The sequence below is a fragment of the Mannheimia bovis genome, assembly GCF_014541205.1.
In the GTDB taxonomy this organism is placed as follows: Bacteria; Pseudomonadota; Gammaproteobacteria; order Enterobacterales; family Pasteurellaceae; genus Mannheimia; species Mannheimia bovis.
Genome location: NZ_CP061280.1, coordinates 928,309 through 944,281, shown reverse-complemented (window position 1 = coordinate 944,281; position 15,973 = coordinate 928,309). Strand labels below are relative to the sequence as shown.

At 40.8% G+C, this 15,973-nt stretch carries 19 protein-coding genes; 12 read left to right on the top strand and 7 right to left on the bottom strand.

Annotated features, from left to right (window positions below):
- Positions 1-3 precede the first annotated feature (3 nt).
- Positions 4-828, bottom strand: a complete 825-nt coding sequence (gene focA / locus ICJ55_RS04855) for a formate transporter FocA (RefSeq protein WP_188157556.1) — start codon at positions 826-828, stop codon at positions 4-6.
- 199 nt (positions 829-1,027) lie between these two features.
- Between focA and ICJ55_RS04850 the strand changes: the two genes are divergently transcribed.
- Positions 1,028-1,519 carry a YqaA family protein gene (locus ICJ55_RS04850; protein ID WP_188157555.1) on the top strand — a complete coding sequence of 164 codons (492 nt, stop codon included), beginning with the start codon at positions 1,028-1,030 and terminating at the stop codon, positions 1,517-1,519.
- Positions 1,520-1,576: 57 nt separating this feature from the next.
- Here ICJ55_RS04850 and htpX read toward each other — a convergent pair whose 3' ends face one another.
- Both htpX and dinB read right to left on the bottom strand, forming a co-directional pair.
- Positions 1,577-2,446, bottom strand: a complete 870-nt coding sequence (htpX, locus tag ICJ55_RS04845; RefSeq protein WP_188157554.1) for a protease HtpX — start codon at positions 2,444-2,446, stop codon at positions 1,577-1,579.
- An 87-nt stretch (positions 2,447-2,533) separates the two neighbouring features.
- Positions 2,534-3,610 carry a DNA polymerase IV gene (gene dinB, locus ICJ55_RS04840; RefSeq protein ID WP_188157553.1) on the bottom strand — a complete coding sequence of 359 codons (1,077 nt, stop codon included), beginning with the start codon at positions 3,608-3,610 and terminating at the stop codon, positions 2,534-2,536.
- Positions 3,611-3,734: 124 nt separating this feature from the next.
- Here dinB and ICJ55_RS04835 point away from each other — a divergent pair, with 124 nt between their 5' ends.
- The 3 genes from ICJ55_RS04835 (at position 3,735) to ICJ55_RS04825 (ending at position 7,046) form a co-directional block, all read left to right on the top strand.
- Complete coding sequence (locus tag ICJ55_RS04835) at positions 3,735-4,646, top strand: LysO family transporter (RefSeq protein WP_025216759.1); 912 nt, start codon at positions 3,735-3,737, stop codon at positions 4,644-4,646.
- Between the two features lie 155 nt (positions 4,647-4,801).
- Positions 4,802-6,568: an aspartate--tRNA ligase gene (gene aspS / locus ICJ55_RS04830; RefSeq protein ID WP_188157552.1), complete on the top strand. Its 1,767-nt coding sequence runs from the start codon at positions 4,802-4,804 to the stop codon at positions 6,566-6,568.
- Positions 6,534-7,046: a hypothetical protein gene (locus ICJ55_RS04825; protein WP_188157551.1), complete on the top strand. Its 513-nt coding sequence runs from the start codon at positions 6,534-6,536 to the stop codon at positions 7,044-7,046. Before aspS ends, ICJ55_RS04825 begins: the two co-directional genes overlap by 35 nt.
- 145 nt (positions 7,047-7,191) lie before the next feature.
- Here the strand turns inward: ICJ55_RS04825 and ICJ55_RS04820 are convergent, their stop codons facing one another.
- Positions 7,192-8,037, bottom strand: coding sequence for a DUF72 domain-containing protein (locus tag ICJ55_RS04820; RefSeq protein ID WP_188157550.1), 846 nt, complete (start codon positions 8,035-8,037; stop codon positions 7,192-7,194).
- 101 nt (positions 8,038-8,138) lie between these two features.
- On the opposite strand from ICJ55_RS04820, the gene ICJ55_RS04815 reads away from it, so the two are divergent.
- The 8 genes from ICJ55_RS04815 (at position 8,139) to ICJ55_RS04780 (ending at position 12,612) form a co-directional block, all read left to right on the top strand.
- Positions 8,139-9,014: a DMT family transporter gene (locus tag ICJ55_RS04815; protein ID WP_188157549.1), complete on the top strand. Its 876-nt coding sequence runs from the start codon at positions 8,139-8,141 to the stop codon at positions 9,012-9,014.
- A gap of 424 nt (positions 9,015-9,438) precedes the next feature.
- On the top strand, positions 9,439-9,621 hold the full coding sequence (locus ICJ55_RS04810) for a YgaP family membrane protein (protein WP_188157548.1): 183 nt from the start codon (positions 9,439-9,441) through the stop codon (positions 9,619-9,621).
- An 85-nt stretch (positions 9,622-9,706) separates the two neighbouring features.
- Positions 9,707-10,237 (top strand): rhodanese family protein, encoded by a 531-nt coding sequence (locus ICJ55_RS04805; RefSeq protein WP_188157547.1) that lies wholly within the window; start codon positions 9,707-9,709, stop codon positions 10,235-10,237.
- 28 nt (positions 10,238-10,265) lie between these two features.
- Positions 10,266-10,610, top strand: a complete 345-nt coding sequence (locus tag ICJ55_RS04800) for a TDT family transporter (RefSeq protein WP_188157546.1) — start codon at positions 10,266-10,268, stop codon at positions 10,608-10,610.
- A gap of 215 nt (positions 10,611-10,825) precedes the next feature.
- On the top strand, positions 10,826-10,981 hold the full coding sequence (locus tag ICJ55_RS04795; RefSeq protein ID WP_188157545.1) for a hypothetical protein: 156 nt from the start codon (positions 10,826-10,828) through the stop codon (positions 10,979-10,981).
- A gap of 46 nt (positions 10,982-11,027) precedes the next feature.
- Positions 11,028-11,327 carry an ArsR/SmtB family transcription factor gene (locus ICJ55_RS04790; RefSeq protein WP_188157544.1) on the top strand — a complete coding sequence of 100 codons (300 nt, stop codon included), beginning with the start codon at positions 11,028-11,030 and terminating at the stop codon, positions 11,325-11,327.
- 75 nt (positions 11,328-11,402) lie between these two features.
- Positions 11,403-11,861 (top strand): dihydroneopterin triphosphate diphosphatase, encoded by a 459-nt coding sequence (gene nudB, locus ICJ55_RS04785; protein WP_188157543.1) that lies wholly within the window; start codon positions 11,403-11,405, stop codon positions 11,859-11,861.
- Between the two features lie 10 nt (positions 11,862-11,871).
- Positions 11,872-12,612, top strand: coding sequence for a YebC/PmpR family DNA-binding transcriptional regulator (locus ICJ55_RS04780; protein WP_188157542.1), 741 nt, complete (start codon positions 11,872-11,874; stop codon positions 12,610-12,612).
- Positions 12,613-12,786: 174 nt separating this feature from the next.
- Here the strand turns inward: ICJ55_RS04780 and ICJ55_RS04775 are convergent, their stop codons facing one another.
- The 3 genes from ICJ55_RS04775 to ICJ55_RS04765 all read right to left on the bottom strand — a co-directional run bounded on the left by ICJ55_RS04775 (position 12,787) and on the right by ICJ55_RS04765 (position 15,973).
- Positions 12,787-13,620 carry a glycerophosphodiester phosphodiesterase gene (locus ICJ55_RS04775; RefSeq protein ID WP_188157541.1) on the bottom strand — a complete coding sequence of 278 codons (834 nt, stop codon included), beginning with the start codon at positions 13,618-13,620 and terminating at the stop codon, positions 12,787-12,789.
- A 111-nt stretch (positions 13,621-13,731) separates the two neighbouring features.
- Positions 13,732-14,835 carry an ROK family protein gene (locus tag ICJ55_RS04770; protein WP_188157540.1) on the bottom strand — a complete coding sequence of 368 codons (1,104 nt, stop codon included), beginning with the start codon at positions 14,833-14,835 and terminating at the stop codon, positions 13,732-13,734.
- Positions 14,836-14,896: 61 nt separating this feature from the next.
- A complete protein-coding gene (locus tag ICJ55_RS04765) occupies positions 14,897-15,973 on the bottom strand; it encodes an extracellular solute-binding protein (RefSeq protein WP_188157539.1) in 1,077 nt (358 codons plus the stop codon).

The window sequence follows — 15,973 nt, the reverse complement described above, 5'->3', positions numbered from 1 at the left end:
ATCTTAGTGCTTTCTAATGTATAAGAACCACTGCATTAAGCCAATGAAGAAAACGCCACCCACAATATTGCCTAATGTAGCAGGAATAAGGTTCTTAAATACAAAATGAGATAAATCTAAATCCGCAAATTGTGCAGGATCAACATTAATTGCCGTCCAAAACTCCGGAGCGGCAAAATGAGAAATTGCAATTCCCATTGGAATCATAAACATATTTGCCACACAGTGTTCAAAACCTGAGGCAACGAACATTGCAATTGGTAACATCATAATAAAGGCTTTATCGGTTAGGCTTTTGCCTGCATAAGACATCCATACTGCAATACAGACCATAATGTTGCAGAAAATACCTAAACAGAATGCCTCAAACCATTCGTGATGAATTTTGTGCTGTGCCGTATTTAAAATAACCAATCCCCATTGCCCTTTAGCCGCCATAATCTGACCGCTAAACCACACAAGCAATACAATTGAAATTGCACCGACAAAGTTACCAAAATAAACCACTACCCAGTTTTTAAACATTTGTAGCCAGTTAATTCTTTTACTTGCTCTCGCTACAATGGTAAGAGTTGAGGAGGTAAACAATTCCGCCCCAAACACCACACACATAATAACACCGAGTGAGAAAACCAAACCGCCGATTAATTTGGCAATGCCCCAAGGCATTTCGCTCGCACCCACTTGGGTTGTGGTATAAAATACAAAAGCTATTGCAATAAAACCGCCTGCAGTAATGGCAGAAAGAAAGGAATAAAATTGATTTTTTGTTGCTTTATAAACCGCACCATCTTCTGCGATTTTTGCCATTTCAGCAGGAGAAAACATCAGATAACCTTAATTATGAGAATTGAAAAACCGATATATTTTGAAGGAATTATAGACCTCTTCGTTTCATCTTTAAATAAAATCTTACATAATCAGAGGTATTTCCACCCATTTTTTTGATATAGAACAAAATCCGTTAAAAGCACAACATTTAATCAAATTTAAGCAAACAAATTATTAACAAATCAACAATAAATTTATGACAGAATATCTCACTTCATTTTTCAGCTTATTCTTCTCTGAACAAAACCAACTCATTACAATGTTTTTTAGCGGGCTACTCAGCTCAACCCTATTGCTGGGAAATTCTGAGATCATTTTTACCACTCTTGCAAGCCGGCATATTGTGTCAAATGAAACACTTTACTCCCCATTATTTGCTCTAGTAACAGCAGCAACATTAGGCAATAGCTTAGGCAGCTTGATTACGTATGCAATGGGATTATTGCTGCCTCACCCTAAAAAAGCGAACAATCGCTATACACAATGGGCATTAGAAAAAAGTAAAAAATATGGCGTTTTAGTCTTACTTTTTAGTTGGCTACCCATTGTTGGCGATATTTTCTGTGGCATTGCAGGCTGGCTACGGTTCAACCTTTGGCAAAGCGTTATTTTTATTGTGATTGGCAAGCTATTGCGATACCTCTTTCTACTGGCAACACTCTACCCTGTTTTGAAATATGTTTTATAAAGAACAAAGCGGTTGTTTTTAGTAAATTTTTTACAAAAAACAACCGCTTGTATTTAATTATAAGCCTCTTAACGCTTCGATACGTTTTTCTAACGGTGGGTGGCTCATAAATAATTCCTTACCACGTGCACCGTTAATCATAAATGCCGCAAGAGAACCGTGTAATTCTTGTGGCTCGTGAATGCGTTGTAAACGCTGTAAAGCCGCAATCATTTTCTCTTTGCCGACTAATTGTGCCGAGCCTGCGTCTGCACGGAATTCACGCTGGCGGGAGAACCACATTGCGATCATTGTTGCTAACACACCAAATACCATCTGCAACACAATATCTACTACCCAAAACACTAACGTGTTAGTGCTTGAGTTACCGTTTTCATCACGAGAGCTTGCTGCTGCAGTTGAAATAATACGAGCCAAGAAAATCACGAAAGTATTCAACACACCTTGTAAAAGCGTCATTGTTACCATATCGCCGTTAGCAATGTGTGCCACTTCGTGAGCTACTACCGCTTCCGCTTCATCTTGGGTCATTGAGTTAAGTAAACCTGTACTTACCGCAACTAACGAATTGCTCTTTGTTGCCCCTGTGGCAAATGCGTTTACGTCTGCTGAATGATAAATAGCAATATCCGGCATTGGGATATTTGCTTGCTGTGCTTGACGTTGAACGGTGTTAAATAACCATTGCTCCGCTTCATTACGAGGCTGTTTAATTACTTCTGCTCCAACTGAGCGTAACGCCATTGATTTAGATAAAAACAGGGAAATTAAAGAACCGCTGAAACCAAATACTAAAGAAAGAATTAAAATCCCACCAACACTCTGCCCTTGAATACCGGTTACATTAAAAATAATATTTAAAACAATACCTAAAACAAAGGTAATCGCTAAGTTGGTTAATAAAAATAGAATGACACGTTTTGCCATAATGTTGTAAATCTCCAAAAATAATAGATGCAATGTTGCCTAATTAAGATAATGCTTTTGTCAGCAAATTCAAGAGTTTGTTCACAATTATTCCCATAAATTTAACTGCTTATTTACTTTTTTCTCGGGAAAATGCACATTTAAGCCGATTAAGCGGATTTTTCGCTTATTTCTACGTACAAAAATTTGTGCTAATAATTCCTCAAATCGCTGGTAGGCAAAGCCTTCGGTAGTTCGCTCAAGCGTGGTTTGGGTAAAGTCATCAAACTTCAATTTTATGCCTAATTTTTTAAATTCAGCTAACGGCACATCTGACCAGTTCCGCTGAATCCTAAATGCTAATTTATCAAATAGCTCCGCAATCACTGATTTGGCTTGCTCAAATGTCCAAATATCATCAAGTAACGTATTTTCTACCGCTAATGACTTTCTTGGGCGATAAGGCTCTACTACTCTTTCGTCTATGCCGTGGCTAAAATCCCACAATCTTTGTCCAAATTTACCAAATTCACGGTAAATCATCGCTTTTTCTGCTTGCTGAATATCGCCACAGGTTTCAAAACCAAGCTGCTTTAATTTTTCATTAATTACTTTGCCTACGCCGGGGATTTTTGCAAGCGGTAGATTTTTCACAAAATTTTGCACATCATTAGGCTTTATCACAAACTGCCCGTTCGGTTTGTTTTGATCAGAGGCAATTTTGGCTAAAAATTTCAGCGGAGCAACGCCGGCAGAGGCGGTTAATTTCAGTTCATTGAAAATATCATTACGGATAGCCTCTGCAATCCAAGTGGCAGAACCTGAATGAAGTTCGCATTCACTCACGTCTAAATAAGCCTCATCGAGTGAAAGAGCTTCAATAACATCGGTATAACGATGAAAAATCTCGTGAATTTGTGCCGAAACGGCTTTATATAACGGCATATTGACAGGCAATAAAATCAACTTCGGGCATTTTTTCAACGCTGTTGCTGTTGCCATTGCACTGTGTAAGCCAAATTTTCTCGCCTCATAATTGCAAGTTGCCAACACACCTCGCTGATTAGCACTGCCTCCCACCGCAATAGGCTTACCCACCAAAGAGGGATTTTCTCGCATTTCTACCGCAGCGTAAAAACAGTCCATATCGATATGGATAATTTTCCGTTGAAATTGAGTAAGCATTTGCAAAAATTTCCTCAAAAATGACCGCTTGAGACTGAAAAGCTGTATATAAAACCAGTTTTATTTTATGCCCTTATTGCTACAATTTCAAGTTCTAAGTCAATACAAATAATAAGGATAAAAAATGCTCTACGGTTTAGCCATTGTGCTGATTCCGCTTTTTCTCGGTTACTTAATTAAACTTAAAAACCCTCGTTATTTAACTTTTGTAAATAAAGTGGTGAATATCTGCCTTTATCTGATTTTATTGGTAATGGGAATTTCGCTCGGACAAATTGACAACATCTTAACAGAGCTACCACAAATTGGCGGAATGGCATTTAGTTTAGTTGCTATTTTGCTTCTTTCAAATATTGCCGGTTTAGTGATTTATGACAAATTACAACCTATGAATAGAAAACAAGTAAGCCAAGACGAACTCCCCTCTCGTCTGCATTTACTCATTGATTCCTTTAAATTAATCGGAGTTACCTTGTTAGGTGGCATTATCGGCTATTTCACCAAAGGTTCGGTAGATTTCCCACTGCACGCCAGCACCTACGTTTTAGAAGTGATGATTTTCGGGGTGGGGATTCAGCTTCGCAACAGCGGCATTCCATTGCGTGAAGTGTTTTTCAACAAACGGGGCATCTACACTTCAATTGTGATGATTGCAAGCTCGCTAATTGGTGGCATAATTGCCTCATTTTTACTCAATATTTCACTTGCTAAAGGCTTAACATTTGCCTCAGCATTCGGCTGGTATTCGCTTTCAAGCGTGTTGGTAAACGATGCTTGGGGTCCGATTTACGGCAGTATCGCCTTTTTCAATGATATTTCCCGTGAGATTTTATGCCTGTTTTTAGTGCCGCTCTTTATGCGGCAGTTCCCCTCAACCGCGGTCGGTATTGGCGGAGCAACCTCCCTTGACTGTATGCTCCCGATCATTCAAAAATCGGGGGGTATTCAAATTGTGCCACTTGCGATTAGTTTTGGCTTTATTGTCAATTTAGCCGCTCCACTACTGCTAGCGATTTTTATTGGGTTGGAAGGCTAAAATACAAGCGGTGAATTTTTGAGGAAATTTTGCAAAATTTCTGTAAAAAATCACCGCTTGTGTGCTTTTATTGATCCATTTCCCCTGAAATTTCCGCTATAATCCCAAAGTTTTCTCCGAAATTCGGAACCTAATTTTAGAAAAGGAAAATTTTTATGATGCGTTCTCACTATTGCGGTCATTTAAACCGCTCGCACGTTGGACAAGCAGTTACCCTCAGTGGTTGGGTACACCGTGTTCGTAACCTTGGTCGTTTTATTTTTATGCAAATTCGTGACCGTGAAGGTATTGTGCAGGTATTCTTTGATGAAAAAGATGAAGCACTGTTCAAACAAGCCTCTGCTCTGCGTTCGGAAGCCTGTGTGCAAATTCAAGGCGAAGTGATTGCTCGTGATGAATCGCAAATCAACAAAGAGATGGCGACCGGCGAAATTGAAGTATTAGTGAAAAACTTAGTGGTGTATAACAACGCTGAAGTGATGCCGCTCGACTTCAACCAAAACAACTCGGAAGAACAGCGTTTAAAATATCGCTACTTAGATTTACGCCGCCCGGAAATGGCGGAAAAATTGAAAACCCGTGCCAAAATTACCAGCTTTGTTCGCCGTTTTATGGACGAACACGGTTTCTTAGATATTGAAACCCCAATGCTGACAAAAGCTACCCCTGAAGGTGCACGTGACTATTTAGTGCCAAGCCGAGTGCATAAAGGCAAATTCTATGCACTACCGCAATCGCCACAGCTTTTCAAACAGCTATTAATGATGTCGGGCTTTGACCGTTATTACCAAATCGTAAAATGTTTCCGTGATGAAGATTTGCGTGCAGACCGCCAACCTGAATTTACTCAAATCGATGTGGAAACTTCATTCCTAACAGCGGAAGAAGTGCGTGCATTAATGGAAGAGATGATTCACGGCTTATGGAAAACAACCTTAGGCGTAGATTTAGGTAAATTCCCAATGATGACTTGGCAGGAATCGATGCAACGTTTCGGCTCAGACAAACCGGATTTGCGTAACCCACTCGAAATGGTAGATGTGGCTGATATTCTAAAAGACGTGGATTTCAAAGTTTTCAGCGGTCCGGCAAACGATCCAAAAGGACGTGTTGTAGCATTGCGTGTGCCAAACGGTGCAGCATTAACCCGTAAAAACATTGATGAATACACCCAATTTGTGGGCATTTACGGTGCAAAAGGTTTAGCGTGGCTAAAAGTGAATGATGTAAACGCAGGTTTAGAAGGCATTCAAAGCCCGGTGGCAAAATTCTTAAACGAAGAAGTGTTAAAAGCTCTATTCGCTCGCTTAAATGTACAAAATGAAGACATTATTTTCTTCGGTGCAGATAACTGGCACGTGGCAACCAATGCAATTGGTGCGTTACGCTTAAAAGTGGGTAACGATTTAAGCTTAACCGATACAACAGCTTGGAAACCACTTTGGGTTATCGACTTCCCAATGTTCGAGCGTGATGATGAAGGCAATCTTTCAGCAATGCACCACCCGTTCACATCGCCAAAAGATTTATCACCTGAAGAATTAGTGAAAGATCCTGAAAATGCCGTAGCAAATGCTTACGATATGGTGATCAACGGCTACGAAGTAGGTGGCGGCTCAGTGCGTATTTTCAGCCAACAGATGCAACAAACCGTGTTCAGCATTTTAGGCATTAACGAAGACGAACAACAAGAGAAATTCGGTTTCTTATTAGATGCGTTAAAATTCGGTACACCGCCACACGCTGGCTTGGCATTCGGTTTAGACCGTTTAACAATGCTGATTACCGGCACCGATAACATCCGTGATGTTATCGCCTTCCCGAAAACCACCGCAGCAGCTTGCTTGATGACCGAAGCCCCAAGCTTTGCAAATCCGAAAGCGTTGGATGAGTTGGCAATTAGAACGATTGTACAGGAGTAATAAAATAGGTAGGCTTAGAGCAAATCTAGCCTACCTTTCTTTTATTAAATTTATGATGAAAAGACCAATTTCTCTTTCTATTATTATATATGGGCTAATAATTATCTCCTTCGGTATAATTATTTTTCAAGGATACTCTGTGATTAAAGTAGCACAAATATTCAAAGAGGGAGATGACCTCTCAATAAATTTGTATCGTTTTTTAAATCCTATTACTTATCCTGTAATGCTAATTATTGCTTCCATTGGAGCACTCAAAGGAGCATATTGGAGTAAGATAGTAATATGGGTTTGGTTAATTCCTAAACTCATTAATAGCTTTCTATCGATAGTATTCATTGAATTCGAATTAGCAAGTGTTATTCAATTTATTCTAATACTTGGGCTATCTATGTTATTTTTCTATGTTTTTTCACGATCAGATGTAAAAGCATTTTTCCAAGAAAAGTTAAAAAATTCTCTCGAATTACAAAAATAACCTTGTAGGGGCGAATCATTATTCGCCCTTTTGTTTTAACAAGCGGTCGAAAAAGCAAAATAATTTGCAAATCGTCTTTTTAGTTCCCGGCACGAGCCGTGCCGGGTTACGCATAATTGAGCAGCTCTGCTGCTCTTTTTTATGCCTAAAACAAACTCTGCTGCCCTAACAAATGTTCCGGCACCGGTTTAATTTGAAATCCTTTCTCCGCCAAAAAGCCTTTGAGCGTTTGGATATTATAAAATGCGTGGCTTTTGGTGGTGTTTTCAAAATAGAGGTAGAGTTTGTCAAATTCTGCTTTCTTTTGCACAAGCAACTCTGCCAAGCCTTTTAATTCCTCGTCTGAATAACGGTAATCGTGGCGTTCGGCGGCACTTTGCCCTTTCCACCAATTTGGGTTTCTGCCGTGTAATCTCAAATAGGCGGTACGTTGATTAGCGAAAAAATGAAATGCCGGCAAGCCGATATTTTGCGGATAATCCACATTGCACCAAATCAAATCCGGGCTTTTGGCAAAGGTGTCAAACACCGCAGGAATATGCCAACTTGGATGGCGGAACTCAATGGCAAGCGGATAATCACCAAACCATTGGCATAATTCCGCAAGGTAACGGCGGTTAAGCGGCGTTCGTTCAAATTGAGTAGGGAATTGCACAAATAAATTTGCTAACAAGCCTTGCTCACTCAGTGGTGTGAGAGCATTCAGAAACGCCTCCGCTTGCTCTTGAGTTGCCGTGCGGTTATGGCTGAAATCTTGATGTAACTTCACCGAAAAATTTAGTCTACCCGCCGCTTTTTCCACCATTCCTTCAAAGGCTTTTAAGCCAATCGGGGCGTGGAAAGTGCTGTTGATTTCAAGGGTGTCGTAATGTTGGCTATATACCGCTAAAAAATCTTCTTTCTTAGTGCCGTAAGGGTAAAGCGTGCCGATTAAGTCAGTGTCAGCATAACCACCGGTGCCGATATAAATTTGGGGAAAGTTTTTATTCATATTGTTTCAAAATTTTTTTGCAAATTTTAGTCATTTTTAGACCGCTTGCAAACTATTAATAAAAGAGTAAGATTGACTCTCTTTTGTTGTGAGGAATCACTATGTGGATTTGGTTTACCCTGCTTGCAGCCATTGCTCAAGCTGGTCGCAATGCCTTTCAAAAACAGCTCAGCCGAGATGTGCCGGTGCTGGGGGTAACGCTTGCCCGCTTTTTCTATGCCGTCCCCTTGGCTAGTGGCTATTTGGCATTTTTGTATTGGCACGATGAATCGCTCACTTTACCGAATTTCCCGCCGCTCTTTTTTGTCTATGTGGTAGGGGCAGGCTTGGCTCAAATTTGGGCGACTTCATTAATGGTACAACTTTTTCATCTCAAAAATTACGCCATTGGTGTTGGCTTAGCCAAAAGTGAGGCGGTTTGGGCAGCCCTACTTGGGGTAATGTTTTTCGGCGTAACTATCAGCACCATTGGCTGGCTTGGCGTTGTTTTAGGTGGCGTGGCGATTTTCTTGATGACCGGCAGCGGTAACTTACGACAACTTTCTTGGAAAACGCTTTTCCTCGGTATAGCCAGCGGTCTATGCTTTGCCCTCACCTCACTTTGGGTTCGGGAGGCAAGCTTGCAACTGAACAGCCATTTTTTGATCTCAGCCGCTTGGGTGTTATTTTCCGTTATCAGCTTTGAGGCAGCATTATTGGTTGGTTATTTAGTGTTTTTCCAGCCTGACACTTTAAGAAAATTTTTCCGTTTCCCAAAACTGGGGATGCTCACGAGCCTGTTTTCATTTCTCGGTTCATTCGGCTGGTTTAATGCAATGAGCCTCAACCACGTTGCCTTTGTAAAAACGCTCGGGCAAGTGGAGATTTTCTTTATTCTTGGCATATCCTATTTTATCTTTAAGGAGCGGCTAAAAATTCAAGATTTTATTGGGCTGATTTTGGTGGTGATTGCAGCTATTTTAGTTGTGCTTGGGTAATAAGCTACAAGCGGTTCAAATAATCAAACATTTTGCAAATCAACGGAATGAACTATAAAAAAACCGAATAGGGTTCCGGGAGTTTTGTATGCAGTCATATTTTCAAAGTAGAGATAAAACCCACCAAATTCTGCCTTTCGACTAAAAAGCAACCAAGCTAAACTTTTTTAGCTTTTCATCAAAATAGCGATAGATGTGGCATTCTGCCACTCTTCTTTTTCTTTTCCGCTACAAATTGTAGCTTGCCTCTGTATATAGCTTGCAAAGTAAGAAACCATACCACTATTTTTAACATTATTTTAACTTTTTTGTATTTTGAGATATAGATCACAAAAAAACCTTTGACATCACAAATATTAAATATCAAAATATATAAATATTTAAATAAAGTAATGTCATTTAATTTTAATATAAGGAACATCTTATGAATAAGAACGTTGGTGGTATCGACAAAATCATTCGTATCGTAATTGGTTTACTCTTAATTATCCTTGCAGCAACAAATTATATCGGTTGGTGGGGTTGGTTAGGAATAATTCCTTTAGCTACCGGAGTATTTTCTCGCTGTGGGTTGTATAGCCTGCTCGGTATTAATACTTCCCGATGAAAAAATAATTTAATATTAGTGTCTTAAGATTAATTTTCTCACTCCACTTATCACTAAATGGAGTTCATTCATAAGGATTAATAATATGTCTATATCCACAATTACTGCTTTTCAAGCACAACAAAAAATAGCAGAAGGAGCGGTTTGCATAGATATTCGACAAGCAGAAGAGTTTTTGCGTGAACATATCCAAGGTGCTGTTTGCACGCCTCTAGCTCAATTACAGGCTACAGGATTACCCGAACAGGCTAAAAATAGCAATTGTATTATTTTTTATTGTAAATCAGGCGGAAGAACAGGAAGTGCCTGTAATCAATTAGTTGCATTGAATACAGAAGAAAATAGAGAAATTTTCTTGCTACAAGATGGCTTAAATGGCTGGAAATCTTCCGGTTTCTTAACAGAAAAAAATCAAAGACAACCTATTGAAATGCAACGCCAAGTCCAAATTGCAGCAGGTTCATTGATTTTATTAAGTATGATCTTAGGAACATTTATTAACCCTTTATTCTATGTTCTAGCTACTTTTGTCGGAGCGGGTTTAATGTTTGCAGGCATTTCAGGATTTTGTGGAATGGCAATCTTTTTAGCCAAGATGCCTTGGAATAAAGTTTAACGATTTCTAAAATAATAGAGAGACAATAATGAATGCTGGATTAGAAAATATCGTCAAAAACACGCCACTACCTGTTGCCGGTTTAGCTTTTGGTATAACAGGTCTAGGGGGGTTATTTGCTGAATTTGGGCAAGGCTACTGGGCTAAACCATTGTTTGCAACACTCGGTTTTTCTGTATTAATGATTGCATTGCTTAAAATTATCTATTTCCGCTCTATGACAAAAGATAATTTAAAACACCCGATTCAAGCTGCTGTTGCTCCTATTATCGCACTCACATTGATACTTGATGCCGGCTATTTATCAGAGTATTCATCGCATTTTCTTTTATGTTATGGACAATTTCAGCCATCGCATTTTTCGTCTATGTAGTTTGATTTGTTTGGAAATATATTCTTCATTTTGAGTTAAAAAATGTCTTCGCCGCGTTTTTTATTCCTTTTGTGGGGTTTTGCTTGCCTGTGATGACATCACACCATTTAGCTGAATATTTTTCGATGCTAAATCTATTGCGTGAGTATTTATTTTTATTTACTTCTGTATTATTCGGTTTGGTTTTTCTATTAATTTCTTAGTGGTACATTCAATTGCCAGTCGAAGAGAATGCAGCAAAACCTGTTTTTGCTATCTATACAGCACCTCTAGCAATGTTAATTGTCGGCTATGTGCGTTTGCCTATTGAACATTCTGCCACTTCGTTGACTATTGCAATATTACTGTCGCAAGCATTAATAGCAATTTAAACAGGAGATTTTATGCTAAAATAGCTCCATCTAGCGGAGAAAAATTATGGAAAATATCTTATCAAAATGTGGCGAAGCGAGTGATTTTTTAAAATTACTGGCAAACCCGAATCGACTTGCTGTTTTATGTTGCTTGCTTGAAAAAAAGTGCAATGTAACTGAACTAAGCCAAAAACTAGGTATACCACAAGCAGCAATGTCAAACCAATTAACCATTCTGCGAGAATCCGGTGCTATTGATTGTGAAATTAAACATCGTGAAAGACTCTATTACATTAAAGATGAAAGAATGAATCAAATGATCACATTACTACATTCATTTTTTTGTCCTGAGTTATCACAGTAAAATAGCAAATAATTTATAGTAAATTTTGCATAAATACCTGTTTTTGAGATAATCGCACAAAAACAGGTATTTTTTATGAATTATAAAAACCCGAACAGCGTACTCGTTGTGATCTATGCTAAAAATACTCATCGAGTTTTAATGCTACAACGCAAGGACGACCCCGATTTTTGGCAGTCGGTAACAGGCTCGATTGATATTGGCGAAACACCGATTGAAGCAGCATATCGTGAAGTGATGGAAGAAACGGGGTTGCAAATTTCCCATTTGCAAAATTCAGAAAAAAAACAACCGCTTGTTGATTGTAAACAACAGATAGAATTTGAAATTTTCCCGCATTTTCGGTATAAATACGCACCTAATATCACACATTGTGTCGAACATTGGTTTTTGTTGCCGCTTGAAAGCGAGCAAGAGCCAATATTAACCGAACACCTAGCCTATCGTTGGGTTTCGGTTGAGGAAGCGGTCAAAATGACGAAATCTCCGAACAACGCACAGGCGATAAAACAATATCTAACAACATTAAAATAAGGACAACAAAATGGCAGGCCATAGTAAGTGGGCAAATATTAAACACCGTAAAGCAGCGCAAGATGCTCAACGCGGTAAAATTTTCACCAAATTAATTCGTGAATTAGTCACCGCAGCAAAATTAGGCGGTGCTGATGTGAGTGCAAACCCTCGTTTACGCTCGGCGGTAGATAAAGCATTATCCAGCAATATGACACGTGATACCATTAACCGTGCGATTGAGCGTGGCGTGGGCGGTGGTGATGATACAAATATGGAAACCAAAATCTACGAAGGCTACGGTCCAGGTGGCACAGCGGTAATGGTTGAATGTTTAAGTGATAACGCAAACCGCACCATCTCTCAAGTTCGCCCAAGCTTTACCAAATGCGGCGGTAACTTAGGTACAGAGGGTTCTGTAGGCTATTTATTCAGCAAAAAAGGCTTAATTTTAATCGCATCAGGTGATGAAGATGCCTTAACCGAAGCAGCAATTGAAGCCGGTGCAGACGATATTCAAATCCAAGAAGACGGTTCATTTGAAATCTACACCGCTTGGGAAGATTTAGGAGATGTTCGTGACGGTATCGAAGCTGCCGGCTTTAAAATTGAATCGGCAGAAGTCACAATGATTCCATCAACTACCGTTGAACTTGATGCGGAAACCGCACCGAAATTACTTGATTTAATTAACCGCCTTGAAGATTGTGATGATGTACAAAACGTATATCACAACGGCGAAATCAGTGATGAAGTAGCAGCGTTGCTTTAATTCAATATAAAAAATTAGGGGCTAAGTTATTTGATCTACATCCCAAAAGTTAGCCCCTGTTTTAATCTGTAGAAGCTCAAACCTAATCAGACACTCTTTAAAATAGTCGTGTCTGTCAGATCAATTTGAACTTAAATTTTTCCTGCCTAAATGCGTTTTTTGCTGGGTTATCATCTAGTATACTAGTTTCCCAGCCTTCTCTACCATTTCTTTAAGATAGCCGATATCATCGTGGCTGAGCATATCAATCAAGCCTTCACGCAGCCATTCCAAAATATCGCTCTCAGCATCATAGCCGTATTTTTCATTATAACGTTGAGTGGTGGACATGATCTCGCCCGGCTTGGCGGAATGCAGGAACAAGCGGGTGGTTAAGCCGGCATTTTTGTAAGCGATTAAGTCTTCTTTGGTAACATAGTGATATTCGCAGCAAACACTATCGGCATTTGAGCCGAGTACGGCTTGCAGCTGGTTTTGATAGCGAGCAAGCGTAACAACCTGAATTTTAGTTTGGGGTAATAAGGTTTTCACTCGATTAATCAGAACGTGATCAAAACCAAGCAAAATTACGTTATCGATCGCGTTGGTTTCACGTAGTAAATCAGCTAACACTTCAGCACAACGGGCGTGATTGCGACGTTGTTTGAGCTCTAGGACTAAACCCATACCATTTTCAACCGCCCATAGCAGTACGTTGCGCAGTTCAGGAATAGGGGTATTTTTAAAGGCTTCACCAAAATAGCCACCGAAATCGTACTGTTTGATTTCCGCTAAGGTCATCTGCTCAACATAGCCCGTGCCGTTTGACGTGCGGTTAATCGTTGGGTCATGAATAACCACAAACTGCTCATCTGCCGTCATTGCTGTGTCAATTTCAATCGTATGCAAGCCGTTGTCTAGCACCGCTTGAAATGCCGGCATTGTGTTCTCAGGGAATTGGGTACAATACCCACGATGAGGGTTGGCGAGAATAATCCCGCGTTTGGCTGAATGGAAGTCGAAAGCCATAGAAAACTCCTTTGATTTTACAATTTAAACTCAAAAGGAATTTTAGTCCTTTGTGCTAAATATGCAAGTGATTTACAGATTTTTCGAGAAAAATGACCGCTTGTGCCAATTCTAATCATTAAATAGGTGATAAATAGGCAAAAGAGCCGTGCCGATGGCTGTCTGTTCTTTTTCCAAACGGGAACTGCTTAACAGCGGATGAGGTTTGTGCGGATAAGCGGTAAAGCTCTCCGCATTGCGGATATATTCGATAATTTCACTAATGAGCTCCGCCGGTAACAAACCGGTAATCACGATCACTTTGGGATCAAGCCACGCCGTTGCCGAAGTAATCAAAAAGAGGAACTGCTGTTTCGCATGAGTCAACCAGTTTTCCAGCAGCGGATGGCGTTGGCGGATAAGCTGGGGTAAATCGCTTTCGGAAAAGCTGTGTTGTTGTAGTTGTAACAGCAAATCACGCCAACTTGGGCGGTGGCTCTTATCGGGGAAAAACATCCCGATTTCACCCGCATTGCCAAAACCACCAGCGACTAATCGACCTTGTGAAATCACACCTGCACCCACACCAAAATCGGCACTGATCACCACCATATCTTCCATTTGATTCCACAGCCCCGAATAATATTCGCCAATCGCAATGGCGTTGATGTTATTTTCCACCCACGCCTTCAAGCCGATTTTTTGCTCAAACACCGCCTGTAAATTCGGGCGTTGCTGCATCATCGGCAACCACGCCGCCGAATATGCACCGTCAGCACGAATATAGCCGGGAATGGCGTAGCCCACGCCGATCACTTGCGTTTCGGTAATCTGCTGTTCCGCAAGTGTATGGTAAATGGTCTGTTTGACCTGTACGACCGTCGTCTCAAAATCACTTGCCGAGTGGTAAGGTACGGTTTGCGAGTAAACACATTTTCCGCTGAAATCAACTATCGCCAAATAGAACACCTCCACCGAAAACGTAATGCCCAGTGCATAGCAAGCGGTCGGATTTAAGGTGAGATAGTAAGAAGCCGTACCACGCTTGCCCTCAATTTTGTCTCCGTTTTTAATCAGCCCTAGCTCAAAAAGTTGATCGCAGTATTGGGTAATCGCCCCCGGTGTTAAACCCGAAAGTTGGCTCAGCTCGGCACGAGACGGCGTATGTTGGCGAATAAGTTTGAGTAAAAGACGGTGACTGGCACGCAGTTGATGAATTGGCGAAAGGCTTGTCATAGTAGTTGCTCTGTTATCGAAAGAAAAAAGGGGATTCCTCCCCCTCGGATTTATTTAAATTTTAGCGTGAAACCACCTCTTTGGTAAATGCCGCAATTTGGGCTTTTGACCACGGATGTGAGAAGGAGTGAACGCCCTGCTCGCCTGAAGATTTATCTAATGGACGTGAGCCCAGTTCTGCCGCTAACTTGTCTTGGGTTGGACGTGATGCCATCCAGTTAATGAACACTAACGATGCGGCTGGATTTGGTGCATTTTTTGCGACTGTCAACACGTTACCACCGCCCGGCATACCAAATTGTGGCACATAGAATTTCAGACGTGGCGTGATTGCGCCCTGTTTTTGTAGACTAAACAGGTGATCTTGCCACGCAGCAACCACATCCAGCTCACCATCATTCAAACGGGTCAGGCTGTCGGCGTTGGACGAAGTACGGGTCAAATTCTCTTTGTTATCCACAAACCATTGCCACGTTTTATCCCATTTGGCAATCTGCTCCGGATTTGGCTCGGTGTTACGGTAGTCATATTCACCGCTGACATTGATTGATGCACGCTGAATAAATGCCCCACCTGAGCCGCCACCGTTTGGATCAGAATAGCCGAATTTTTTCGGGTTGGCTTTGATATACGCTTCCAGATCCTGCCAGCTTTGTGGCAATTTATCTTCACTGATTTTGAGCGGATCGTAGGCAAAACCGGTCTGATTTCCCCAGAAACCAACCGCATAATTGCCGAAATCGATGCCTTGCAAGCTGTGGTTTAATTTCGGGAATTCTGGCATTTGATTGATTTCAGCTAACGCACCCGATTTAACAATCGACGGGAGTTTTTCTGCGCCGAAAGCCACCACGTCCATTTTCCCTTTGGTTTGATTCTGCTCGGCAAACAGCTTGTTAATGTTACCGTCGAGCGTGCCTTCTGGAATTTTGACTTTAATGCCGTACTCTTGCTCAAACTGTTTCACAAAGGTGCGGAATTGCGGCTGCAAATACCAGATACTAACCGTCACATTACCCTCTTTTTTCGCTTGGGCTTCAATCTCGCTCCACGACTTACCGGCAAGATCGTTGGCATAAGCCGTTGAAAAAGCGGCTGTTGCAAGGCTGGCTAAGGTCAGTTTAGTTAAGGTTTTCAT